This is a genomic window from Priestia veravalensis, from assembly GCF_001457055.1.
GTDB classification, from domain to species: domain Bacteria; phylum Bacillota; class Bacilli; order Bacillales; family Bacillaceae_H; genus Priestia; species Priestia flexa.
In genome coordinates this window covers 17,633-35,862 of sequence record NZ_KQ758665.1, presented here as the reverse complement: position 1 = coordinate 35,862, position 18,230 = coordinate 17,633, and the positions used below count along the sequence as shown (strand labels likewise).

Below are 18,230 nucleotides of genomic sequence, written 5' to 3'. Positions count from 1 at the left end.
TGGTCTGAAGGTGATTTAAAAAATTCGATGGAGAAATACAGATTGAATTCTTTAGAGGGTGAAATTAAATATTCAAACTATACGAAAATAAACAATACAAACTTGAGTGCGGATGAAGTGGCAAAGATAATCAAGGAAAAATTCCAATTATAGTATAGAAAAACGCTTGGATGCCCAAGCGTTTTTTGGTGTTAAATTTACTGCTAATTTAGTTGTTATTTTATATAACATTTGAACTGTTAATTTAAATTTTCTCCACATTATCTGAACTACTTATTGTAAAGTCGATTAGCTTTATAGTGTTGTTTCCGTTACTATATGTATTATTTTTAGGGTGGCAAGCGTTTAGCGAAAAGTGTATTGATTAGCGGTGTTTTAATGTTTCTTGCTGAATATATTTCATTAAAACGCTCGTATGCAAAAAATAAAGAGCTGTTAGATTAATGAATCCATACTATAAAACAGTAATTAGCTTATAAAGAAATGAGACTGAGACATAAGTAGTTCAGCCTCTACTATACCTGAACGATTGAGAGTTCATAACTTTTAATCGTTCAGGTTTTTTGGTTGATTGTGAAAACAATGTTGGAAACAGGGTGGAATGGATCGTGGGATACTCGACTCCTGCGGGAAAGAGAGGGAAAACGGAGATCCCGCAGCGCAGCGAGGAAGCTCAGGTTCCTCCCCGCGGAAAGCGAGTGGCCGTAGCGCAATGGAACGAACGAGTTAAGACAAATCAAAGAGATGGGAACAGCGAGTGTTCGTCTTTTAGAAGCCATCATTTTGTTATGTCCCAAACTCATTTTTATGTGGTGAAAAAAATGAATATTTTGTTTTATTTATTTATAATCCTAACTCATTGCTTGAATCCTTGGAGTAAGATAAGATATGTTCATATGAAAGGTGTGAATAGAAATTGATAGTACGTACTGAAGAAGAAAGGCAAGGCTTAATGAAAATTGGAAAGATTCTTGCTGAGATAAGAGATACGTTAGTAAAAGAAACGAAGCCTGGAGTTACAACGGGCGAACTAGATGAATTAGCTAAAGAACTTTTTGAAAAACATGGAGCAATTTCTGCTCCGAAAGAACTATTTGATTTCCCAGGCTATTCTTGTATTAGTGTAAACGAAGAGGTAGCTCACGGCATTCCTGGTAAACGTGTAATTGAAGATGGAGATCTTGTTAATATTGATGTATCAGGTTCGAAAGACGGTTATTTTGCTGATACGGGCATTTCGTTTGTTGTTGGGGACAGTAATAAGTTTTTAGAGAAGCTTTGTAAAGCGACAAAAGAAGTATTTGATGAGGGACTTAAAAAGTTTAAAGCTGGTGGTAAGCTTAGTAATGTTGGGCGAGCTGTTCATAACAGTGCACGCAAACGTGGGTACACGGTTATTACTAACTTAACGGGTCACGGGGTAGGACATTCACTTCGCGATAAGCCAGATCACGTTCATAACTACTATGAGCCAAGAGACCGCACGCTTTTAAAAGATGGAATGGTTATTGCGTATGAACCGTTCGTGTCAACAAATGCTGAAGAAGCATATCAGCTGGATGACGGCTGGACGTTAGCGACAAATGATGGAAGCTTTGTTGCACAAATTGAGCACACAATCATTGTGACGAAAGGTCAACCAATTATCGTAACAGAATAGAAGCAGATGCCTTTGCATCTGCTTTTTTATAGTACTACTCATACCAAAGCTTAATTGTTTGTTGATTCATTTTAATGTAGGTGGAAAGTGAAGAAATGAAGATAAAAAAGAATAGAACAAAAATCGTTCTATTCTTTCTATTTACTAAAATAAATTTAGTTTATTTAAATTAGTAGTCCCATTTACCGTGGCGTTTGCTGCTTTTTTTATAAGAGCATCTTTCTTTCTTGTCGTAGCTGTGTTTCTTTTTGTCACAAGTTCTTTTGTCATCGTGCTTGTAATCTTTTTTGTAAGAATCTTTTTCGTAGCAGTAGCATTTAAACTCTTTCTTACCATAATCTTTTTTACCTTTACGGTGCTTGTCGTGTTTTCTACACATTGACAATCATCTCCCAGTTGTTTTATTAGTAGAAGCTCTAATGCATTCTACTTAATATAAGATATGAAAAACCGGACAACCTGGTATATGCAAAAGCCTGTATTGAGTAGAAAAGGGCGAGTCCATTTTTAATGAATTGTAATGAGCTACTTGATTGCGATTGACATAATGAAAGTAAATTTGATATAATTATCTCGAATTAAAGATATTCGATATGAAAATAAATGATGGTATAAACATAATCCTAGTTAGGAGGAATTAGAATGAATGAATTAAAAGGTATTCATCACGTGACAGCTATTACGAGTAGTGCTGAAAAAAATTATGAGTTTTTCACGTATGTACTAGGGATGCGCTTGGTGAAAAAAACAGTCAACCAGGACGATATTCAAACCTATCATTTGTTTTTTGCAGATGATAAAGGAAGTGCTGGAACTGATATGACGTTTTTTGACTTCCCAGGAATTCCAAAAGGATCTCATGGTACGAATGAAATTTTTAAAACATCATTTCGTGTTCCAAACAATGAAGCACTTCAATATTGGGAAAAGCGATTTAATCGTTTGGGTGTTCATCACGATGGCATTCAAGAGCTATTTGGAAAAAAAACTTTATCTTTTGTGGACTTTGATGATCAGCAATACCAATTAATTTCTGATGAAGGAAATGTCGGAGTAGCTTCTGGTATACCTTGGCAAAAGGGGCCGATTCCACTGGAATATGCCATTACTGGACTTGGTCCAATCTTTGTACGCGTGGCGAATTATGAGTTCTTTAAGGAAGTATTAGAGAAAGTATTATTATTCCGCGAGGTGGACCAAAAAGGTGACTTGTATCTATTTGAAGTTGGAGAAGGTGGGAACGGTGCTCAAGTAGTCGTTGAACATAACACAACTTTACCTGAAGGTATTCAAGGGTATGGAACCGTTCACCACGTTGCGTTCCGAGTGAATGATCGTCAAGTACTTGAAGAGTGGATTGATCGACTTGCGAGCTTTAGATTTCCAACATCAGGCTATGTGAATCGTCATTTCTTTGAATCTTTATATGCTCGCGTTTCTCCTGGGATTTTATTTGAATTTGCAACCGATGGTCCAGGATTTATGGGAGATGAAGAGTATGAAACACTAGGAGAAAAGCTTTCACTTCCTCCATTTTTAGAGCCTAAACGTGAACAAATTGAAAAGCTTGTACGACCAATTGAAACGGCTCGGAGTACAAAACACTTTGAAAAAGAGTATGAGTAAAGGTAGCTTCCAATGGAAGCTGCTTTTTTTACGTCATTGTTAGAAGAACTGACGTATAATAGAAGAGAAGGTGTGGGGGTGATGATCATCAATAAAAAGAAAATGGTTTTATTTGCTGTTTCCATTATGATTGCAGCACTAAATATGCGACCAGCTATTAATTCAATTTCCCCTATTTTACAGGAGCTTACGTCAACACTTCAAATGAATGCGTCTACGGCTAGCCTTTTGACAGCTGTACCCGTATTGTGTATGGGAGTGTTTTCACCGCTTGCTGCAAGCTTGGCTCAAAAATTTGGGCTAGAGCGTATTATTGGGTATGCGCTTTGTTTGATTGGAATTGGGACGCTACTACGTTTTTTTACATATTCAACAGGCTTTTTAATTATGACCTCGCTTATAGCAGGAGTAGGAATTGCCGCTATGGGCCCGCTTTTGTCTGGCTTTATAAAAAAATATTTTAATGAACATGTACCGTTTATGATTAGTCTGTATACAGCTGCTTTGACAACAGGAGCAGTTGCCGCTTCATGGCTTTCAGTTTCGATTTATGAAAACACAAATTCGTGGAGAGTGACGCTGAGCGTTTGGGTACTATTTGCTATTGCTGCTATTCCGGTGTGGTGGCAATGGGTTTTGAAAAATAGCGAAAGTCCCTCTGGTCTTTCGGTACCCGAAGAAGTGAAGCCTATACCTTGGAAAAGCCAACGCGCGTGGCTATTAACGTTATCTTTTGGCTGTATGGCCATGATTTTTTATTCGGCAACGGCTTGGATTGCTCCACTGATTGAAAATCAGGGCTATTCGAAGCAGTATGCAGCAAACATTCTTACGCTCTTTACTGCAACTCAAATTCCAGTGGGTTTTTTATTACCAGTTTTATTAAAAAAAGTGACATCACGCCTTTTTTGGCTCTGGTTTGCCGCTGGAATGGAAGCGTTAGGTCTACTTTTATTAGCTCTTGAAGTTGTTCCATGGGTGGGTGCAATCTTTATTGGTATCGGTGCTGGAACGCTATTTCCGCTAAACTTATTACTACCGATTGATTTATCGAAAAACGCTGATGAAGCTGCTGGCTTGTCAGCAATGACCCAGTCAGCTGGCTATATCATCGGTGCATTAGGACCAATTATCATCGGTACTTTAGTTGACTTAACCGGTCAATTTTACTCCACGTATGTTTTTTTATTTGTTGTGACATTTACGATGAGTATTATTCAATGGTTTGCTATGAGATCGGTTTCTAGAAATAGAGGGTAGTAGTATGGGATAAGAAAGGGGAAGAATAAGACCTTCTTCTTTCTTATCTATCATAAATGGACTAGCATTATTACAAAAAACGTTAACTGTGTTAGAAAGTTTGTAATCTTGTAGAATAAGTCGAATGCATTAGTTGAATTTTAAATGAAGAAACAGGACTTATATCCAATATCTTCTAATCAAGTTTTCTTTTACAATAATAGTAGAAGCACAATCCTAGTTATGCATCTATTATTCTTGTAGGAGGAAGTGCCATGAAAAAATCGTACGCAGCATTATCGCTAGCATCACTGCTTGCTCTAACAAGCAGCCCCTCATTTACATCTGCTACTATTCATTCAGAAACATCCGTTCATCAAGACTCATCTTACGTTATCAATCATTCATTGTTAAAAAAAGCAAAACCTGAGGAGGTTGGAATGTCATCTGCTAAGCTAAAAGAAGTTGATGCGATGATTGAACAAGAAATTAAAAGGGGTTTTCCAGGCGCCGTATTACTTGTTGTAAAAGATGGTAAAGTTGTGAAAAATACCGCGTATGGCTATGCTAAAAAATATAATAGTTCTACACTTTTAAAACACCCTGAAAAAATGAAAACAAGTACTATGTTTGATTTAGCATCCAATACGAAAATGTATGCGGTAAACTTCGCTCTCCAAAAGCTGGTTAGCGAAGGGAAGCTAAATTTAAATGAAAAGGTTCAAACATATCTACCAGATTTTAAAGACCAGCCAGAGGATGTTATTAAAGGAAAGGATCAAATGAAAGTGATTGATTTACTTCATCATAGCGGGGGATTTCCACCAGATCCACAATACTTTCATCCAAAAGCGGGTGCTTTATATTCTCAGGAAAGAGACAGAACCATTAGTTTAATTTCCAAGACACCTCTTCAATACGAACCAGGAACAAAGAATGTATACAGCGACGTTGATTATATGCTCCTCGGCGTTATCGTTGAGAAAATTACTAATCAGCGCTTAGATCATTATGTGGAAAATGAAATTTATCGACCATTGGGCTTGAGACATACACTGTTTAACCCGCTACAAAAAGGGTTTAAGTCAAAAGACTTTGCGGCAACTGAACTACAGGGCAATACGCGGGATGGTGTTATCAACTTTCCGAATGTTCGAACTTACACACTGCAGGGAGAAGTTCATGACGAAAAAGCATATTATTCAATGGCAGGTGTTTCGGGGCATGCTGGCTTGTTTTCAACAACGAGTGATTTAGCAGTTTTACTACAAGTCATGTTAAACGGAGGAGGATATGGTCGTCATCAATTATTTAATGAGCAAACAATTCAAACCTTTACAGAGCCGTCACCTATGAATTCTACATATGCACTTGGATGGAGACGAAACGGGGATGAAAGCATGGAATGGATGTTTGGTCCTCATGCAAGTCGAAATGCAATTGGCCATACTGGCTGGGTTGGTACTGTCACAATCATTGATCGAGAGAAGGATTTAGGTATTGTTTTATTGACGAACAAGAAACATTCACCACTTATTAATCCGTCAGAAAATCCAAATCGCTTTGAAGGAGATGTGTTTGAAACCGGTCAATATGGAAGCGTTGTAACAGGCGTTTATGACGCCATTGAATAGAGAGTGAAGAAAGAAGGAGCTGAGGTTAATCAGCTTCTTCTTTCTTCTTTTTTGAAAACGCATTCAAAAAGATGTTGAACTCCATCGGAGGTTTTGATAAAATAAATTTAGTTAATTTTACTAAAAAGTAGTAAAATCAACTGTTTTGCCGACGACTGCATAATAAGCAAGCAGTCTTTTTTCGTAAACTGTTTGGTCTATACCAATTTTCGTATGCTATCATAAAAGCAAATAGAAGTTTTACAGGGAGTGGCTAACTTATGGCAACGATTAAAGATATTGCACAGCAAGCAGGCGTTTCAATCGCTACCGTATCTAGAATTTTAAATAGTGATCAAACTCTATCCGTCGCTGACGATACGCGTAAGCGAGTAATTAACACTGCAAAAAGCTTAAATTATCAGTCGTCAAAAAGAAAAAATACGGCGTATTCAAAATTAACAGAGACTCGTTCTATCGGTTTAATCCTAACAACATCACAAAAAGATGAAGTGAATGATCCATACTTTTTATCTATTCGATTAGGCATCGAAAGTATTTGTGAAGCTTATCAATTTAAAATTGAAAACGTATTTGTGGTTGGTGAAAATGAAATCCCTAAAGGCGGACTTAATCATTTAGACGGCTTAATCGTGATAGGAGCAATTGACGAAAAAGATTTAGCGTCATTTTATTACAATAAAAATAGGCTAATCTTTGTTGACTATACACCTAAAGGTAATGATTTTGATGTAGTGACGTCTGATTTCGAAGCTGCAACTAGAGACTTAATTGAAAAGCTAGAAGAAATGAAGCATAAAGATATTGCCTTTATTGGTGGGAAAGTGATTACAAAGCGCCTCAGTGACAGTGCCGGAGAGCATCATTCTGAAAGACGTCAAAACACGTATGAACGAGTGATGAAAGAAAAAGGGAACTTTCATTCACGCTATGTAAAAGTAACGGGATGGGATCCAATTCATGGATACGAAATGACGAAAGAATTAATTAATCAAGAAAGCATGCCTACTGCAATTATTGTAGCGAGTGACCCATTGGCTATTGGAGCTTTAAAAGCGCTTAATGAAGCAGGTATTCATGTGCCAAAGGAAGTATCAATTGTTAGTTTTGATGATATTAGTGCAGCGGCTTACCTAACTCCAAGCCTATCTACAGTTAAAATTCATACAGAAGAAATGGGGAAAACAGCGGTAAAGCTTCTTCATGATAGATTAAAAGGAAGAGAGTTACCAATTAAGGTTATGTTACCTACGAGCTTTATTGCTCGGGAAAGTATAGCAGAAAAGATAGAATGACAACAAAGCTAGGGGAGATGGAGAGAAATGTCTATTTTATTTGACGAAAAGAATAAGATCTTTCACTTGAAAGCAAAAGATACAAGCTACGTAATGGGGCTTGTTCGAGATAATTACTTAGCTCATTTTTACTGGGGGAGAAAGATTAATAACTACAATCACACAAACCAAATCCAGCCGTTAGACCGTTCGTTTTCTCCGAACCCGTATCAAGGAGACCGCACGTTTTCACTGGATTGGTTACCTCAAGAATACCCTCAGCATGGAAACGGTGATTTTCGTTCACCAGCTTATCAAGTAGAACTATCAAATGGTACAGCGGTTACGGATTTACGTTATAAAGAGCATCGAATTTATAAAGGGAAACCTAGCTTAGAAGAATTACCAGCTACATATATTCATTCTGATGATGAAGCAGAGACTCTAGAGATTGTGTTAGAAGATAGCATTATTGGCTTAGAAGTAACGTTACAGTATACGGTTTTTGAAAACTATAATGGGATTACGCGTGCGACAAAGTTTGAAAACCAAGGGAAAGAGTCTATAAAGTTGATTCGTGCTCTCAGTGCTAACGTTGATTTTCGGGACGCAGAATTTGATATGCTTTCACTGCCAGGTGCATGGGGGAAAGAGCGTCATGTTGAGCGTCAGCCATTGCATACGGGTATTCAATCTGTTGGCAGTATAAGAGGTGCAAGCAGCCATCAGCAGAATCCTTTTCTTGCGCTGCTTCGTAAAGATGCGACTGAATATTCTGGAGAAGTATATGGATTTAACTTTGTTTATAGCGGTAATTTCTTAGCCCAAGTAGAAGTAGACCAGTTTTCAACGGCGCGTTTATCTGTAGGCATTCACCCGCATAATTTTACGTGGTTACTAGAAAAAGAGGAGGCTTTTCAAACTCCTGAAGTCGTCATGGTATATTCAGCTGCAGGTTTATCAGAAATGTCTCACACTTTCCATAATTTATATAAAAACCATCTATTACGCGGTGAATTTAAAGAGAAAGAGCGTCCAATACTAGTAAACAACTGGGAAGCTACTTACTTTGACTTTGATGCGGAGAAAGTAGAGCAAATTGCCAAGGTAGGTAGCGAGCTTGGCATGGAGCTGTTTGTACTTGATGATGGCTGGTTTAAAAAGCGCAACTCAGACACAACGTCACTTGGAGATTGGTTCGTTGATAATGAGAAACTTCCTGCAGGCTTAGAAGATGTGGCCAAACGTGTAAACAACGTAAACATGGAGTTTGGCTTATGGTTTGAACCTGAAATGGTCTCAAAAGATAGTGATTTATATAGAGAACATCCGGATTGGTGTTTACACGTACCGAACCGTCATCGAACGGAAAGTCGAGAGCAACTGGTTCTTGATTTTTCTAGAGAAGATGTACGCGCTGAAATTACAAAACGCATCTCAGCTATTCTTTCAAGCGTTCCAATTACGTATGTTAAATGGGACATGAACCGCCACTTAACAGAAGTGGGTTCAGCACTTCTTCCTGCTGAGCGTCAAAAAGAAACGTCTCATCGCCATATTTTAGGCGTATACAAAATGATGGAGGACCTTACAACTGCATTTCCTCATATTTTATTTGAAAGCTGCTCTGGTGGTGGAGGACGCTTTGACCCAGGGATGCTGTATTACATGCCGCAAACTTGGACCAGCGATAACACGGATGCGGTTGAACGTCTGAAAATTCAGTATGGCACAAGCCTTGTGTACCCGATTGTATCAATGGGAGCGCACGTATCAGATATTCCGAATCACCAAGTTCATCGCTATGCACCATTAAAGATGCGCGGTGATGTAGCAATGGCTGGCAACCTTGGCTATGAGCTAGATTTAACGAAGCTAACAGATGAAGAGAAACAAGCTGTAAAAGAGCAAATTGTGGAATATAAGGAAATTCGAAGACTCATTCAGTACGGTAATTTTTATCGACTCTTAAGTCCATTTGAAGGACATGAAACAGCATGGTTATTTACGGATGAAGCAAAAGAAGAGGTAGTAGTATTTTATTATCGTGTACTTGCTGAGCCGGCGGCACCTTTGCGCTCGATGAAACTTCATGGGTTAGATTCAGAGAAATCGTATGAATTAATAGGAACAGATAAGGTGTATGGGGGCGATGAGCTTATGTACAGTGGAATTCATATCCCTATTTCCTTACAAGGCGACTTTCAAAGCTATGTGTGGAAATTTAAAGCAAAAAGATAAAGAAAGGGAGGCTGGGACATAAGGATTTCAGCCAATGATAAACCTGAACGATTGAGAGTTCCTCACTTTTAATCGTTCAGGTTTTTTGTTGATTGTGAAAACAATGTTAGAAACAGGGTGGAATGGAGCGAAGGACAGTCTCCGCGGAAAGCGAGTGGCCGTAGCGCAATGGAACGAACGTGTTCTGATAACGTAAAGAGGTGAGAAAAGAGATTGTGTGTCTTTTTGAAAATTTGTTTTGTTATGTCCCACCCTCTTTTTTGTAATGGTTATTCTCCACTATTTAGTAGAAGTGTGGTAAACTATTTAGCGAGAAAAGATTTTGTTAGTAAGATTGGAGATGCAAGATCATGTTAGCGAATCATGATAATCAACAGCCCATGAGTCGTTCTGAACGAAGAAAACAAGCTCAGCCAAAGAAAAAAACTCAAACGTTTCAAAATCGTCTTTTAAATGGATTAATTTTAATTGTCTCAATATGGATTTTATATTTACTGGTTAAAATTTTGTTTTTAGTTCAATGAGCAACGGATACAGTTGCTCTTTTTCATTTGGGTAAAAAGGAGAGAATATTATGCAAAGAGAGCTTGCGCAAAATATAGCAGTTGGTTCAAAAAGCCGTTTGCTGCTTGTTTTAATTTTAGGAGGGCTGGGTGCATTTGGGCCTTTTACAATCGATATGTATTTACCCGCTCTGCCAACAATTGCAAAAGAACTTGATGCGACAACATCTTTAGTTCAAATTAGTTTAACAGCCTGCTTGATTGGGTTAGCGTTTGGTCAACTGTTAATGGGGCCTTTTAGCGATATTAAAGGTCGAAAAAAGCCTCTCGTTATTTCAATTATTATCTATACAATCGCTTCAGCTTTATGCGTTGTGGCACCTACTATTTGGATATTTATTGCCTTACGCTTTATTCAAGGAGCTGCAGGGGCGGCTGGTATGGTCATTTCAAGAGCGAGCGTGCGAGACTTGTTTTCAGGAACAGATTTAACTAAATTTTTTGCAATGCTGATGCTCGTTAACGGGTTAGCACCTATTGTAGCACCGATTGCAGGAGGTCAAGTACTGGAGTTCGTATCGTGGCGAGGAGTATTCGGTGTTTTAACCGTAATTGGCTTAGTTATGTTAATCAGCGTTATGGTTGGACTAGATGAAACACTACCGCCGGAACGCCGTAAAACAGGCGGATTTAAAGAGATTTTACAAACCTTTGGAAGCTTAGTGAAAGACAAAACATTTGTAGGTTACGCGTTGACGCAAGGGTTCGTAATGAGCGCAATGTTTGCTTACATTTCGGGCTCAACATTTGTTCTTCAAGAAATTTATGGGTTGTCTCCACAAATGTTTAGTGCTGTGTTTGGTATTAATGGTTTAGGTTTAATTATTGCCACGCAGGTGACGGGACGTTTGGCAGGAAGAATTTCTGAAAGTATCTTGCTGACGTATGGTCTGATTCAAGCTGCTGTTGGCAGCATTAGCTTAGTGCTCGCTATTTTATTTACAGACTCTGTGTTGCTGCTGTGTGTTTTTTTATTCTTCTCAGTAACAAGCGTTGGGATTGTCAATACAACGGTATTTTCATTAGCTATGCAAACTCAAGGAAAACAAGCGGGGAGTGCAGCTGCTTTATTAGGACTACTCCCATTTTTACTAGGAGGATCCGTAGCGCCGTTAGTAGGCGCATTTGGAAACAATACGGATTTAGCGATGGGAATTGTTATTGCAATCTGTGAGTTACTTGCTTTATGTGCTTATATGTTACTTGTAAATAAAAAAGGATAACATTACAAAAAATAGCGCTTTACATAACGTAAAGGGCTATTTTTTAGATGAAATCACTTTCAATTTCTCATGCATATGCTGTAAAAAGAACTTTATGACGGGGCGTGGCATGGATGGAGAATGGACAATTGGAAGTAGTTGGAGCTGCAATTGCCGCTATCGGAACCATAACGGCCGCAGTTGGAAGTACGCCTTTCTGGTGGCTTTCTGAACAAGCTAAGTACAATTTAAATCTTTGGGGGAACTTACTTCAGGGAACAGGTAACGCATTAGAAGCAAATGGGCAAGGAGAAATCTCACTCGAAAAAATTGGAAACGAAATTCAAGCTGTCGGCAACTCCACCATTGTTGCAGGCCTTCTTTTGTTAGAAGAAGAGGAAGTACAAACTCGTCTTACTATTTCTGGAAACTTAATGCAAGCTTTGGGAGGAGCGGCTGCTTTAGGAGATGAGTTAAAGGACGACTCAAATATTGGAGAGGTATATAGCATCGTCGGAAATATCATGCAAATTATTGGGAATTCGATGCAAGCTCTAGGTGATGGGTATGATTTAAGAGCAGAAGAACTAGAAGAAGCAACAGGGACAGATAATGGTTCTGATGAAGATAATAATAATAAAGGAGAAGTATTAAATGTGTTTGGAAGCTGGATTCAAGCAGGTGGATCTGTACTATCGTTCATCGGTCAGGTTATAGAAGAAGAGGAAGAATAAAAGGAAGCACCGAGGTTCTAGTTGAAAGTAGAAACTTCGGTGCTTTTTGCCATATTTATAAAGTTCTTTGAAGCTTGACTAAGGTAAAAATCCTTAACGTGAGCGAATACAAGCGTACGCGTAGCGTGCTCTAGTTTTATATAGCGAATTGTGGAAGGATTATCATGTTTAATAACCATTTCAGGAACAATGGTAACTCCAAGGCTGTTCAAAACTAATGCTTGAGCTGTTTCAATACTACTTGTTTCATAAGCTACTGCTGGTTGAAACTGGTGATTTGCACATAAAGAGAGTACCTTCGAGCGAAAGTCAAACCCGCTTTTTAATAAGATGAATGGGCAATTTTCGTAATCGGTTAAGTGATTCGATAAAGGTGGTAGCCAATTGGGCGAATTCTTTGGAACAGCAAGGTAGAGAGCTTCTGTTAAAAAAGGTTCATATTTTAAGCGTTCATCTTTAATCGGAAGTGATAGCAAAGCAAAATCTACTTTAGCGTTGACCAATAATTTCAGTATATTTTCGCTTGAGTCTTCCAGAAACTTTACTTTTACAGTTTGATACTGATGCATAAACTGCTTTAGCAAAGGCGGAAGAACATGTCCACCTGTGATAGGGGTAACGCCAATTGTGATACTGTTTTCTTTTATGTTTTTGGAATCCTCTAGCTCTTTTTGTAAATTGTCATGCATACGTAAAATAGCCTGTGCTCTTACAGCAAACAGCTTGCCTTTCTCTGTTATTTCAATACCAGTTGAATAACGATTAAATAATAAAATACCCAGCTCATCTTCTAGCTTGGAGATTTGTTTACTTAAAGAAGGCTGAGCGATATGTAAATTCGCAGCGGCTTTCGTAAAGCTTTTCATCTTGTAGATTTCTATTACATATTGAAATAAGCGTATCTCCATTTTTCCCTCCATAGTTTTAAACTATCAATGTAATAGCTACCATTTTGTTTAAATACCATTATTATGTTTTCTGAAGCTTCATATTAATATTTTTAATACAACTAATAAATTATCTGTATTTTACTACTTTTGAATTTTAGTGTAAAATCAATTAAAAAAATAGGAATAGTAGAGATTAAGAGATTTTTAGAGAAATATTCGTCAGAATAATGAAATCATTTTGTATAATTTGTATACATACTAAGCTTTATATTCCTTTGTGAGGTGGATATTTTTGCAACTTCAGGTCACAAACAGTCCTTTTAATCAAGAGCAGGTAGAATTATTAAATAAGCTACTACCAACGCTAACAGAATCCCAAAAAATTTGGCTAGGGGGATACTTGGCTGCGAGCGGTTCAGCACCAGCAGCAGTATCAGCACCTGTTGCTGAATCGGTGCAGAGCGTATCAGTTGCTCAGCCTGTGTCTAAAGACGTAACAATCCTTTATGGATCTCAAACAGGAAATGCTCAAAACTTGGCAGGTCAAACGGGTAAAACATTAGAAGCAAAAGGCTTTAATGTTAAAGTCGCATCTATGAGTGAATTTAAACCCAATACCCTTAAAAAACTTGAGAATTTACTCATTGTCGTAAGCACACACGGAGAGGGGGAGCCACCTGATAACGCGCTCTCATTCCATGAGTTTTTACACGGAAAACGCGCTCCAAAGCTTGAAAATTTACGCTTTTCAGTTCTTTCTCTTGGAGACAGTTCTTATGAGTTTTTCTGTCAAACAGGAAAAGAGTTTGACCAACGCTTAGAAGAGCTAGGCGGTACGCGCTTATATCCACGAGTTGACTGCGATTTAGATTTTGAAGAACTAGCAGCAGAGTGGACAGAAGGTGTTTTGAATGGTTTAAGTGAAGGTAGCGGCGCTCAAATGGAGGCGGCTGTAGCAGTGGAAGACGCATCAGCTCAGCCATCAACTTACTCTAGAACGAATCCATTTAAAGCAGAAGTACTAGAAAATTTAAACTTAAACGGTCGCGGATCAAATAAAGAAACGCGTCACTTAGAGCTATCTTTAGAAGGTTCTGGATTAACGTTTGAACCTGGAGACAGCTTGGGCGTTTATCCAGAGAATGATCCTGAGCTTGTTGATTCATTAATTTCGGAGCTAGGTTTCAACCCAGATGAAGTAGTGAAGGTGAACAAACAAGGCGATGTGCGTTCTCTACGTGAAGCGCTCATTTCAAACTTTGAAATTACTACATTAACAAAACCGCTTCTTGAACAAGTGGCAAAGCTTACAGGAAATGAAGAACTGCATGCTCTTATCAGCGATAGCGCAAAAGTAAAAGAGTATGTCTATGGGCGTGATCTTTTAGACCTTATTAAAGACTTTGGTCCGCTTGGAGTTTCAGTTGGAGATTTTGTTGCCTTATTGCGCAAGCTACCAGCACGTTTATATTCAATTGCAAGTAGTTTAGAAGCTAATCCTGATGAAGTGCATTTAACAATTGGAGCAGTGCGCTATGATTCACACGGAAGAGAGCGTAAAGGCGTATGTTCTATTTTATGCGCAGAACGCTTACAGCCAGGTGATACTTTACCTGTTTATATTCAACATAATCAAAACTTTAAGCTTCCAAGCAATCCTGAAACGCCAATTATTATGGTGGGGCCAGGAACGGGAGTTGCACCGTTTCGTTCGTTTATGCAAGAGCGTGAAGAGGTTGGTGCGGAAGGTAAGTCATGGATGTTCTTTGGCGATCAGCACTTTGTAACAGACTTCCTATACCAAACGGAATGGCAACAGTGGTTAAAGGACGGTGTACTTACCAAGATGGATGTTGCATTTTCACGTGATACAGCTGAAAAGGTATATGTTCAGCATCGTATGAAAGAGCATAGTAAAGATCTTTTTGAGTGGTTAGAAGAAGGTGCGGTTGTTTATATTTGTGGAGACGAAAAGCATATGGCACATGATGTGCACAATACGCTAATTGATATTATTGAACAAGAAGGCAATGTAAGCCGTGAACAAGCAGAGCAATACTTAGCTGATATGCAGCAGCAAAAGCGTTATCAGCGCGACGTATATTGAGGATTGAAAGGAGAGTTTCAACATGGTTAACAAAATTTTAAAAGCGCCCGAAGGTCCTCCAAGTGACGTTGAGCGTATAAAAAAAGACAGTAATTACCTGCGCGGTACATTAAAGGAATCGATGCTTGAACCGATTAGCTCAGGAATTTCGGATGACGATAATCGTTTAATGAAATTTCATGGCAGCTATTTGCAAGATGACCGTGATCTTCGTAACGAGCGTCAGAAGCAAAAGCTAGAGCCAGCTTATCAGTTCATGCTTCGCGTTCGTACACCAGGTGGAGTTTCAACGCCTGAACAATGGCTTGTTATGGATGATTTAGCTCAGAAATACGGAAACGGCACGCTTAAGTTAACAACACGTCAAGCATTTCAAATGCATGGTATTTTAAAGTGGAACATGAAGCAAACAATTCAAGATATCCATGCATCAATGCTTGATACAATTGCAGCATGTGGTGACGTAAATCGTAACGTGATGTGTAATCCAAATCCGTATCAATCTGACATTCATGAAGAAGTATTTGAATGGTCAAAGCAACTCAGTGATTATCTATTACCACGTACGCGAGCATATCATGAGCTTTGGTTAGATGAAGAAAAAGTTGCTTCAACGCCTGAAGTGGATGAAGAAACTGAGCCAATGTACGGCCCGTTATACCTACCTCGTAAATTCAAAATTGGAATTGCGGTGCCGCCATCAAATGATGTTGACGTATACTCTCAAGACCTAGGTTTTATTGCAATTGTTGAAGAAGGTAAGCTAGTTGGTTTTAATGTTGCAATCGGCGGCGGCATGGGGATGACGCACGGGGATAAGCAAACGTACCCGCAACTAGCAAAAGTGATTGGTTTCTGTACACCAGACCGAATACTTGAAGTGGCTGAAAAAATTATTACAATTCAGCGTGACTACGGTAACCGCTCTGTGCGTAAATACGCGCGCTTTAAGTATACGGTTGATCGCTTAGGGTTAGATACTGTCGTTAAAGAATTAGAAAATCGCCTAGGGTGGAAACTTGAAGAAGCGAAAGAATTTCACTTTGAACATAACGGCGATCGCTATGGCTGGGAAAAAGGTGTCAGAGGAAAATGGCATTTTACACTATTTGTTCAAGGTGGTCGCGTAACGGATTACGATGGCTATCCGTTAATGACTGGATTGCGTGAAATTGCGAAAGTGCATACTGGAGACTTCCGCTTAACAGCCAATCAAAATTTAGTTATTGCTAATGTATCAAGCCAAAAGAAAAAGCAAATTAGTGAATTAATTGAACAATATGGATTGACAGACGGCAAGCATTATTCCGCGCTTCGTCGCAGTTCACTTGCTTGTGTATCGTTACCTACCTGTGGATTAGCGATGGCAGAAGCAGAGCGCTACTTGCCGACGCTTATTGAACAAATCGATGAAATTTTAGATGAAAACGGTCTTCGTAATCAGGAAATTACGATTCGTATGACAGGCTGTCCAAATGGATGCGCTAGACCTGCATTTGGTGAAATTGCCTTTATCGGTAAAGCGCCAGGAAAATATAATATGTACTTAGGGGCTGCTTTTGACGGCAGTCGTTTAAGTAAAATGTATCGTGAGAACATCAGTGAAAGCGAAATCTTAAGCGAGCTACGCGTGCTAATTAGCCGCTATGCAAAAGAGCGTCATGATGGTGAACACTTCGGTGATTTCGTTGTACGCGTTGGCGTTGTGAAAGCAGTAACGGACGGTACGAACTTCCACGATTAAGAAAGAAAAAGACAGAGGGCTCTCCTCTGTCTTTTTTTTATGAGTCCATGAACCGAACGAGAAGCTTGTACATATACTAAAAAGACAAGTCGGTTTAAAAGGAGAGTGAAAGTCCTTGAAGGAATTTACGGAGCGGGTTATTCAAATTATTCAAAGAATCCCTAGTGGGTACATTATGACATATGGACAAATTGCAAAGGAAGCAGGAAACCCACAGGCAGCGAGACAAGTAGCTCGCATTCTACACTCTATGAGTCAAAAGCATAAATTACCGTGGCATCGTGTTGTAAATGCAAAAGGTGAGATTGTAATTAAAAGTGAAGAAGCTGCTTGGACTCAAGCGACATTTTTAGAGAAAGAAGGTATTTCTGTAAAAGAAGGAAAAGTAATAATAGAACATTATTGCTTGAACCAAAAGAAATAGTGATTAGTAAACTAATTTATAAAAAAAGAAGGTAGCGTGCACCTTCTTTTTTTAATACCACGTATTATCTTCAATCCAATATTCATATTCCTCAGCTTCTTCATCACTTAGCTTCTTGCCATTTATGTAGACTTCATGCCACTCGTATACTTGCTTATGAATATATGTATAGAATAGGATGCGTACATGTTCTTTTTCAGCATAGTCATAGCCTTTAAACTGAATAATATGATGGTTATCTTCTTTTTTGATATACGTCCACGTTGGATTATCCGTAAATGCTTCTAGCGTTATTCCTTCATCGCTGTACCTCATAATGTCTTTAGCATTTGTTTTAGTCGGTAAATAAGATAATCCGTAATCAGCACCAATACTAAAAGCAATAACGAGTGCGTTTAATCCAATTAAACTACCGATGTGTGTGCCACCTTTATCTTTTAAATAAAGAATTTGCTTTTCTTCTGGGAGATCCATAGCGGACTGTACTAGTTTAAAAGCATGTTTATAATACCAACGATTAGCATTTATTCCTATTACTATGGCAATCACCAAATAAAAAAGTAATTCAACTAGAAATGGGATATCAATGATATATGTTGCAACGAGCAGTGGGATATCAATCAGCGCAATAATTAAAAAGATTTTATATAACTTGCGGTAGGCAAGCCAGAATGGAAAAAATAAAAAGGCCATCCAGTTCCAACTGTTATTTTTGGCAGGGTCTGTGACCGAGCTCCATTTTGTATGGTAGTAAGAGGTGTTGGTTTGCACTACTTTATGCTGAGCATCAAATGATAGAGGATGAATTGTTGAATCTAGCATCTAGATCCTCCTTTCTTTTTTCTTATCCAATCTAGAATAAGCTATTAATGGAAATGAAACAAGTAGATTT

The 18,230-nt window shown here is 38.5% G+C and carries 16 protein-coding genes; 13 read left to right on the top strand and 3 right to left on the bottom strand.

Features of this window, described 5'->3' with window-relative positions; genetic code table 11:
* The first annotated feature begins 596 nt into the window (after positions 1-596).
* Both AS180_RS14455 and map read left to right on the top strand, forming a co-directional pair.
* Positions 597-920 (top strand): hypothetical protein, encoded by a 324-nt coding sequence (locus AS180_RS14455; protein WP_139109205.1) that lies wholly within the window; start codon positions 597-599, stop codon positions 918-920.
* Complete coding sequence (gene map / locus AS180_RS14450; RefSeq protein ID WP_025910904.1) at positions 917-1,660, top strand: type I methionyl aminopeptidase; 744 nt, start codon at positions 917-919, stop codon at positions 1,658-1,660. Before AS180_RS14455 ends, map begins: the two co-directional genes overlap by 4 nt.
* 144 nt (positions 1,661-1,804) lie before the next feature.
* Here map and AS180_RS14445 read toward each other — a convergent pair whose 3' ends face one another.
* A complete protein-coding gene (locus tag AS180_RS14445; protein ID WP_025910905.1) occupies positions 1,805-1,996 on the bottom strand; it encodes a hypothetical protein in 192 nt (63 codons plus the stop codon).
* Between the two features lie 306 nt (positions 1,997-2,302).
* Between AS180_RS14445 and AS180_RS14440 the strand changes: the two genes are divergently transcribed.
* The 8 genes from AS180_RS14440 to AS180_RS14410 all read left to right on the top strand — a co-directional run bounded on the left by AS180_RS14440 (position 2,303) and on the right by AS180_RS14410 (position 12,173).
* Positions 2,303-3,286, top strand: a complete 984-nt coding sequence (locus AS180_RS14440) for a ring-cleaving dioxygenase (protein WP_062686984.1) — start codon at positions 2,303-2,305, stop codon at positions 3,284-3,286.
* 12 nt (positions 3,287-3,298) lie between these two features.
* Positions 3,299-4,546 (top strand): MFS transporter, encoded by a 1,248-nt coding sequence (locus AS180_RS14435; RefSeq protein ID WP_090752828.1) that lies wholly within the window; start codon positions 3,299-3,301, stop codon positions 4,544-4,546.
* Between the two features lie 254 nt (positions 4,547-4,800).
* Positions 4,801-6,159 carry a penicillin binding protein PBP4B gene (gene pbp4b, locus AS180_RS14430; RefSeq protein ID WP_062686983.1) on the top strand — a complete coding sequence of 453 codons (1,359 nt, stop codon included), beginning with the start codon at positions 4,801-4,803 and terminating at the stop codon, positions 6,157-6,159.
* A gap of 260 nt (positions 6,160-6,419) precedes the next feature.
* Positions 6,420-7,454: a LacI family DNA-binding transcriptional regulator gene (locus AS180_RS14425; RefSeq protein WP_025910913.1), complete on the top strand. Its 1,035-nt coding sequence runs from the start codon at positions 6,420-6,422 to the stop codon at positions 7,452-7,454.
* Between the two features lie 27 nt (positions 7,455-7,481).
* Positions 7,482-9,674, top strand: a complete 2,193-nt coding sequence (locus AS180_RS14420) for an alpha-galactosidase (RefSeq protein ID WP_062686982.1) — start codon at positions 7,482-7,484, stop codon at positions 9,672-9,674.
* 350 nt (positions 9,675-10,024) lie between these two features.
* Positions 10,025-10,198, top strand: a complete 174-nt coding sequence (locus AS180_RS22665) for a hypothetical protein (protein WP_153301140.1) — start codon at positions 10,025-10,027, stop codon at positions 10,196-10,198.
* Positions 10,199-10,248: 50 nt separating this feature from the next.
* Entirely contained in the window at positions 10,249-11,460 is a 1,212-nt protein-coding gene (locus tag AS180_RS14415; RefSeq protein WP_035321128.1) for a multidrug effflux MFS transporter, read from the top strand.
* Between the two features lie 113 nt (positions 11,461-11,573).
* Entirely contained in the window at positions 11,574-12,173 is a 600-nt protein-coding gene (locus tag AS180_RS14410) for a DUF6944 family repetitive protein (protein WP_062686981.1), read from the top strand.
* A 17-nt stretch (positions 12,174-12,190) separates the two neighbouring features.
* Here the strand turns inward: AS180_RS14410 and AS180_RS14405 are convergent, their stop codons facing one another.
* The gene (locus tag AS180_RS14405) at positions 12,191-13,081 is read right to left on the bottom strand and encodes a LysR family transcriptional regulator (RefSeq protein WP_062686980.1); all 891 of its coding nucleotides are present in this window, start codon (positions 13,079-13,081) and stop codon (positions 12,191-12,193) included.
* Positions 13,082-13,355: 274 nt separating this feature from the next.
* On the opposite strand from AS180_RS14405, the gene AS180_RS14400 reads away from it, so the two are divergent.
* From AS180_RS14400 to AS180_RS14390, 3 genes are all read left to right on the top strand, one after another.
* The gene (locus tag AS180_RS14400; protein WP_062686979.1) at positions 13,356-15,170 is read left to right on the top strand and encodes an assimilatory sulfite reductase (NADPH) flavoprotein subunit; all 1,815 of its coding nucleotides are present in this window, start codon (positions 13,356-13,358) and stop codon (positions 15,168-15,170) included.
* 22 nt (positions 15,171-15,192) lie between these two features.
* Entirely contained in the window at positions 15,193-16,914 is a 1,722-nt protein-coding gene (gene cysI / locus AS180_RS14395) for an assimilatory sulfite reductase (NADPH) hemoprotein subunit (protein WP_062686978.1), read from the top strand.
* Positions 16,915-17,029: 115 nt separating this feature from the next.
* Complete coding sequence (locus AS180_RS14390) at positions 17,030-17,338, top strand: MGMT family protein (protein ID WP_062686977.1); 309 nt, start codon at positions 17,030-17,032, stop codon at positions 17,336-17,338.
* A gap of 51 nt (positions 17,339-17,389) precedes the next feature.
* Here AS180_RS14390 and AS180_RS14385 read toward each other — a convergent pair whose 3' ends face one another.
* Positions 17,390-18,160, bottom strand: coding sequence for a DUF2628 domain-containing protein (locus tag AS180_RS14385; protein WP_062686976.1), 771 nt, complete (start codon positions 18,158-18,160; stop codon positions 17,390-17,392).
* Between the last annotated feature and the right edge of the window lie 70 nt (positions 18,161-18,230).

What these genes read in the sequence shown, in the direction of transcription:
- AS180_RS14445 (WP_025910905.1), bottom strand. Translation starts at nt 1,996, where the DNA reads ATGGTAAGAAAGAGTTTAAATGCTACTGCTACGAAAAAGATTCTTACA.
- AS180_RS14385 (WP_062686976.1), bottom strand. Translation starts at nt 18,160, where the DNA reads ATGCTAGATTCAACAATTCATCCTCTATCATTTGATGCTCAGCATAAA.
- AS180_RS14410 (WP_062686981.1), top strand. Translation starts at nt 11,574, where the DNA reads ATGGAGAATGGACAATTGGAAGTAGTTGGAGCTGCAATTGCCGCTATC.
- AS180_RS14425 (WP_025910913.1), top strand. Translation starts at nt 6,420, where the DNA reads ATGGCAACGATTAAAGATATTGCACAGCAAGCAGGCGTTTCAATCGCT.
- AS180_RS14405 (WP_062686980.1), bottom strand. Translation starts at nt 13,081, where the DNA reads ATGGAGATACGCTTATTTCAATATGTAATAGAAATCTACAAGATGAAA.
- cysI (WP_062686978.1), top strand. Translation starts at nt 15,193, where the DNA reads ATGGTTAACAAAATTTTAAAAGCGCCCGAAGGTCCTCCAAGTGACGTT.
- pbp4b (WP_062686983.1), top strand. Translation starts at nt 4,801, where the DNA reads ATGAAAAAATCGTACGCAGCATTATCGCTAGCATCACTGCTTGCTCTA.
- AS180_RS14420 (WP_062686982.1), top strand. Translation starts at nt 7,482, where the DNA reads ATGTCTATTTTATTTGACGAAAAGAATAAGATCTTTCACTTGAAAGCA.
- AS180_RS14440 (WP_062686984.1), top strand. Translation starts at nt 2,303, where the DNA reads ATGAATGAATTAAAAGGTATTCATCACGTGACAGCTATTACGAGTAGT.
- AS180_RS22665 (WP_153301140.1), top strand. Translation starts at nt 10,025, where the DNA reads ATGTTAGCGAATCATGATAATCAACAGCCCATGAGTCGTTCTGAACGA.
- AS180_RS14435 (WP_090752828.1), top strand. Translation starts at nt 3,299, where the DNA reads ATGGAAGCTGCTTTTTTTACGTCATTGTTAGAAGAACTGACGTATAAT.
- AS180_RS14415 (WP_035321128.1), top strand. Translation starts at nt 10,249, where the DNA reads ATGCAAAGAGAGCTTGCGCAAAATATAGCAGTTGGTTCAAAAAGCCGT.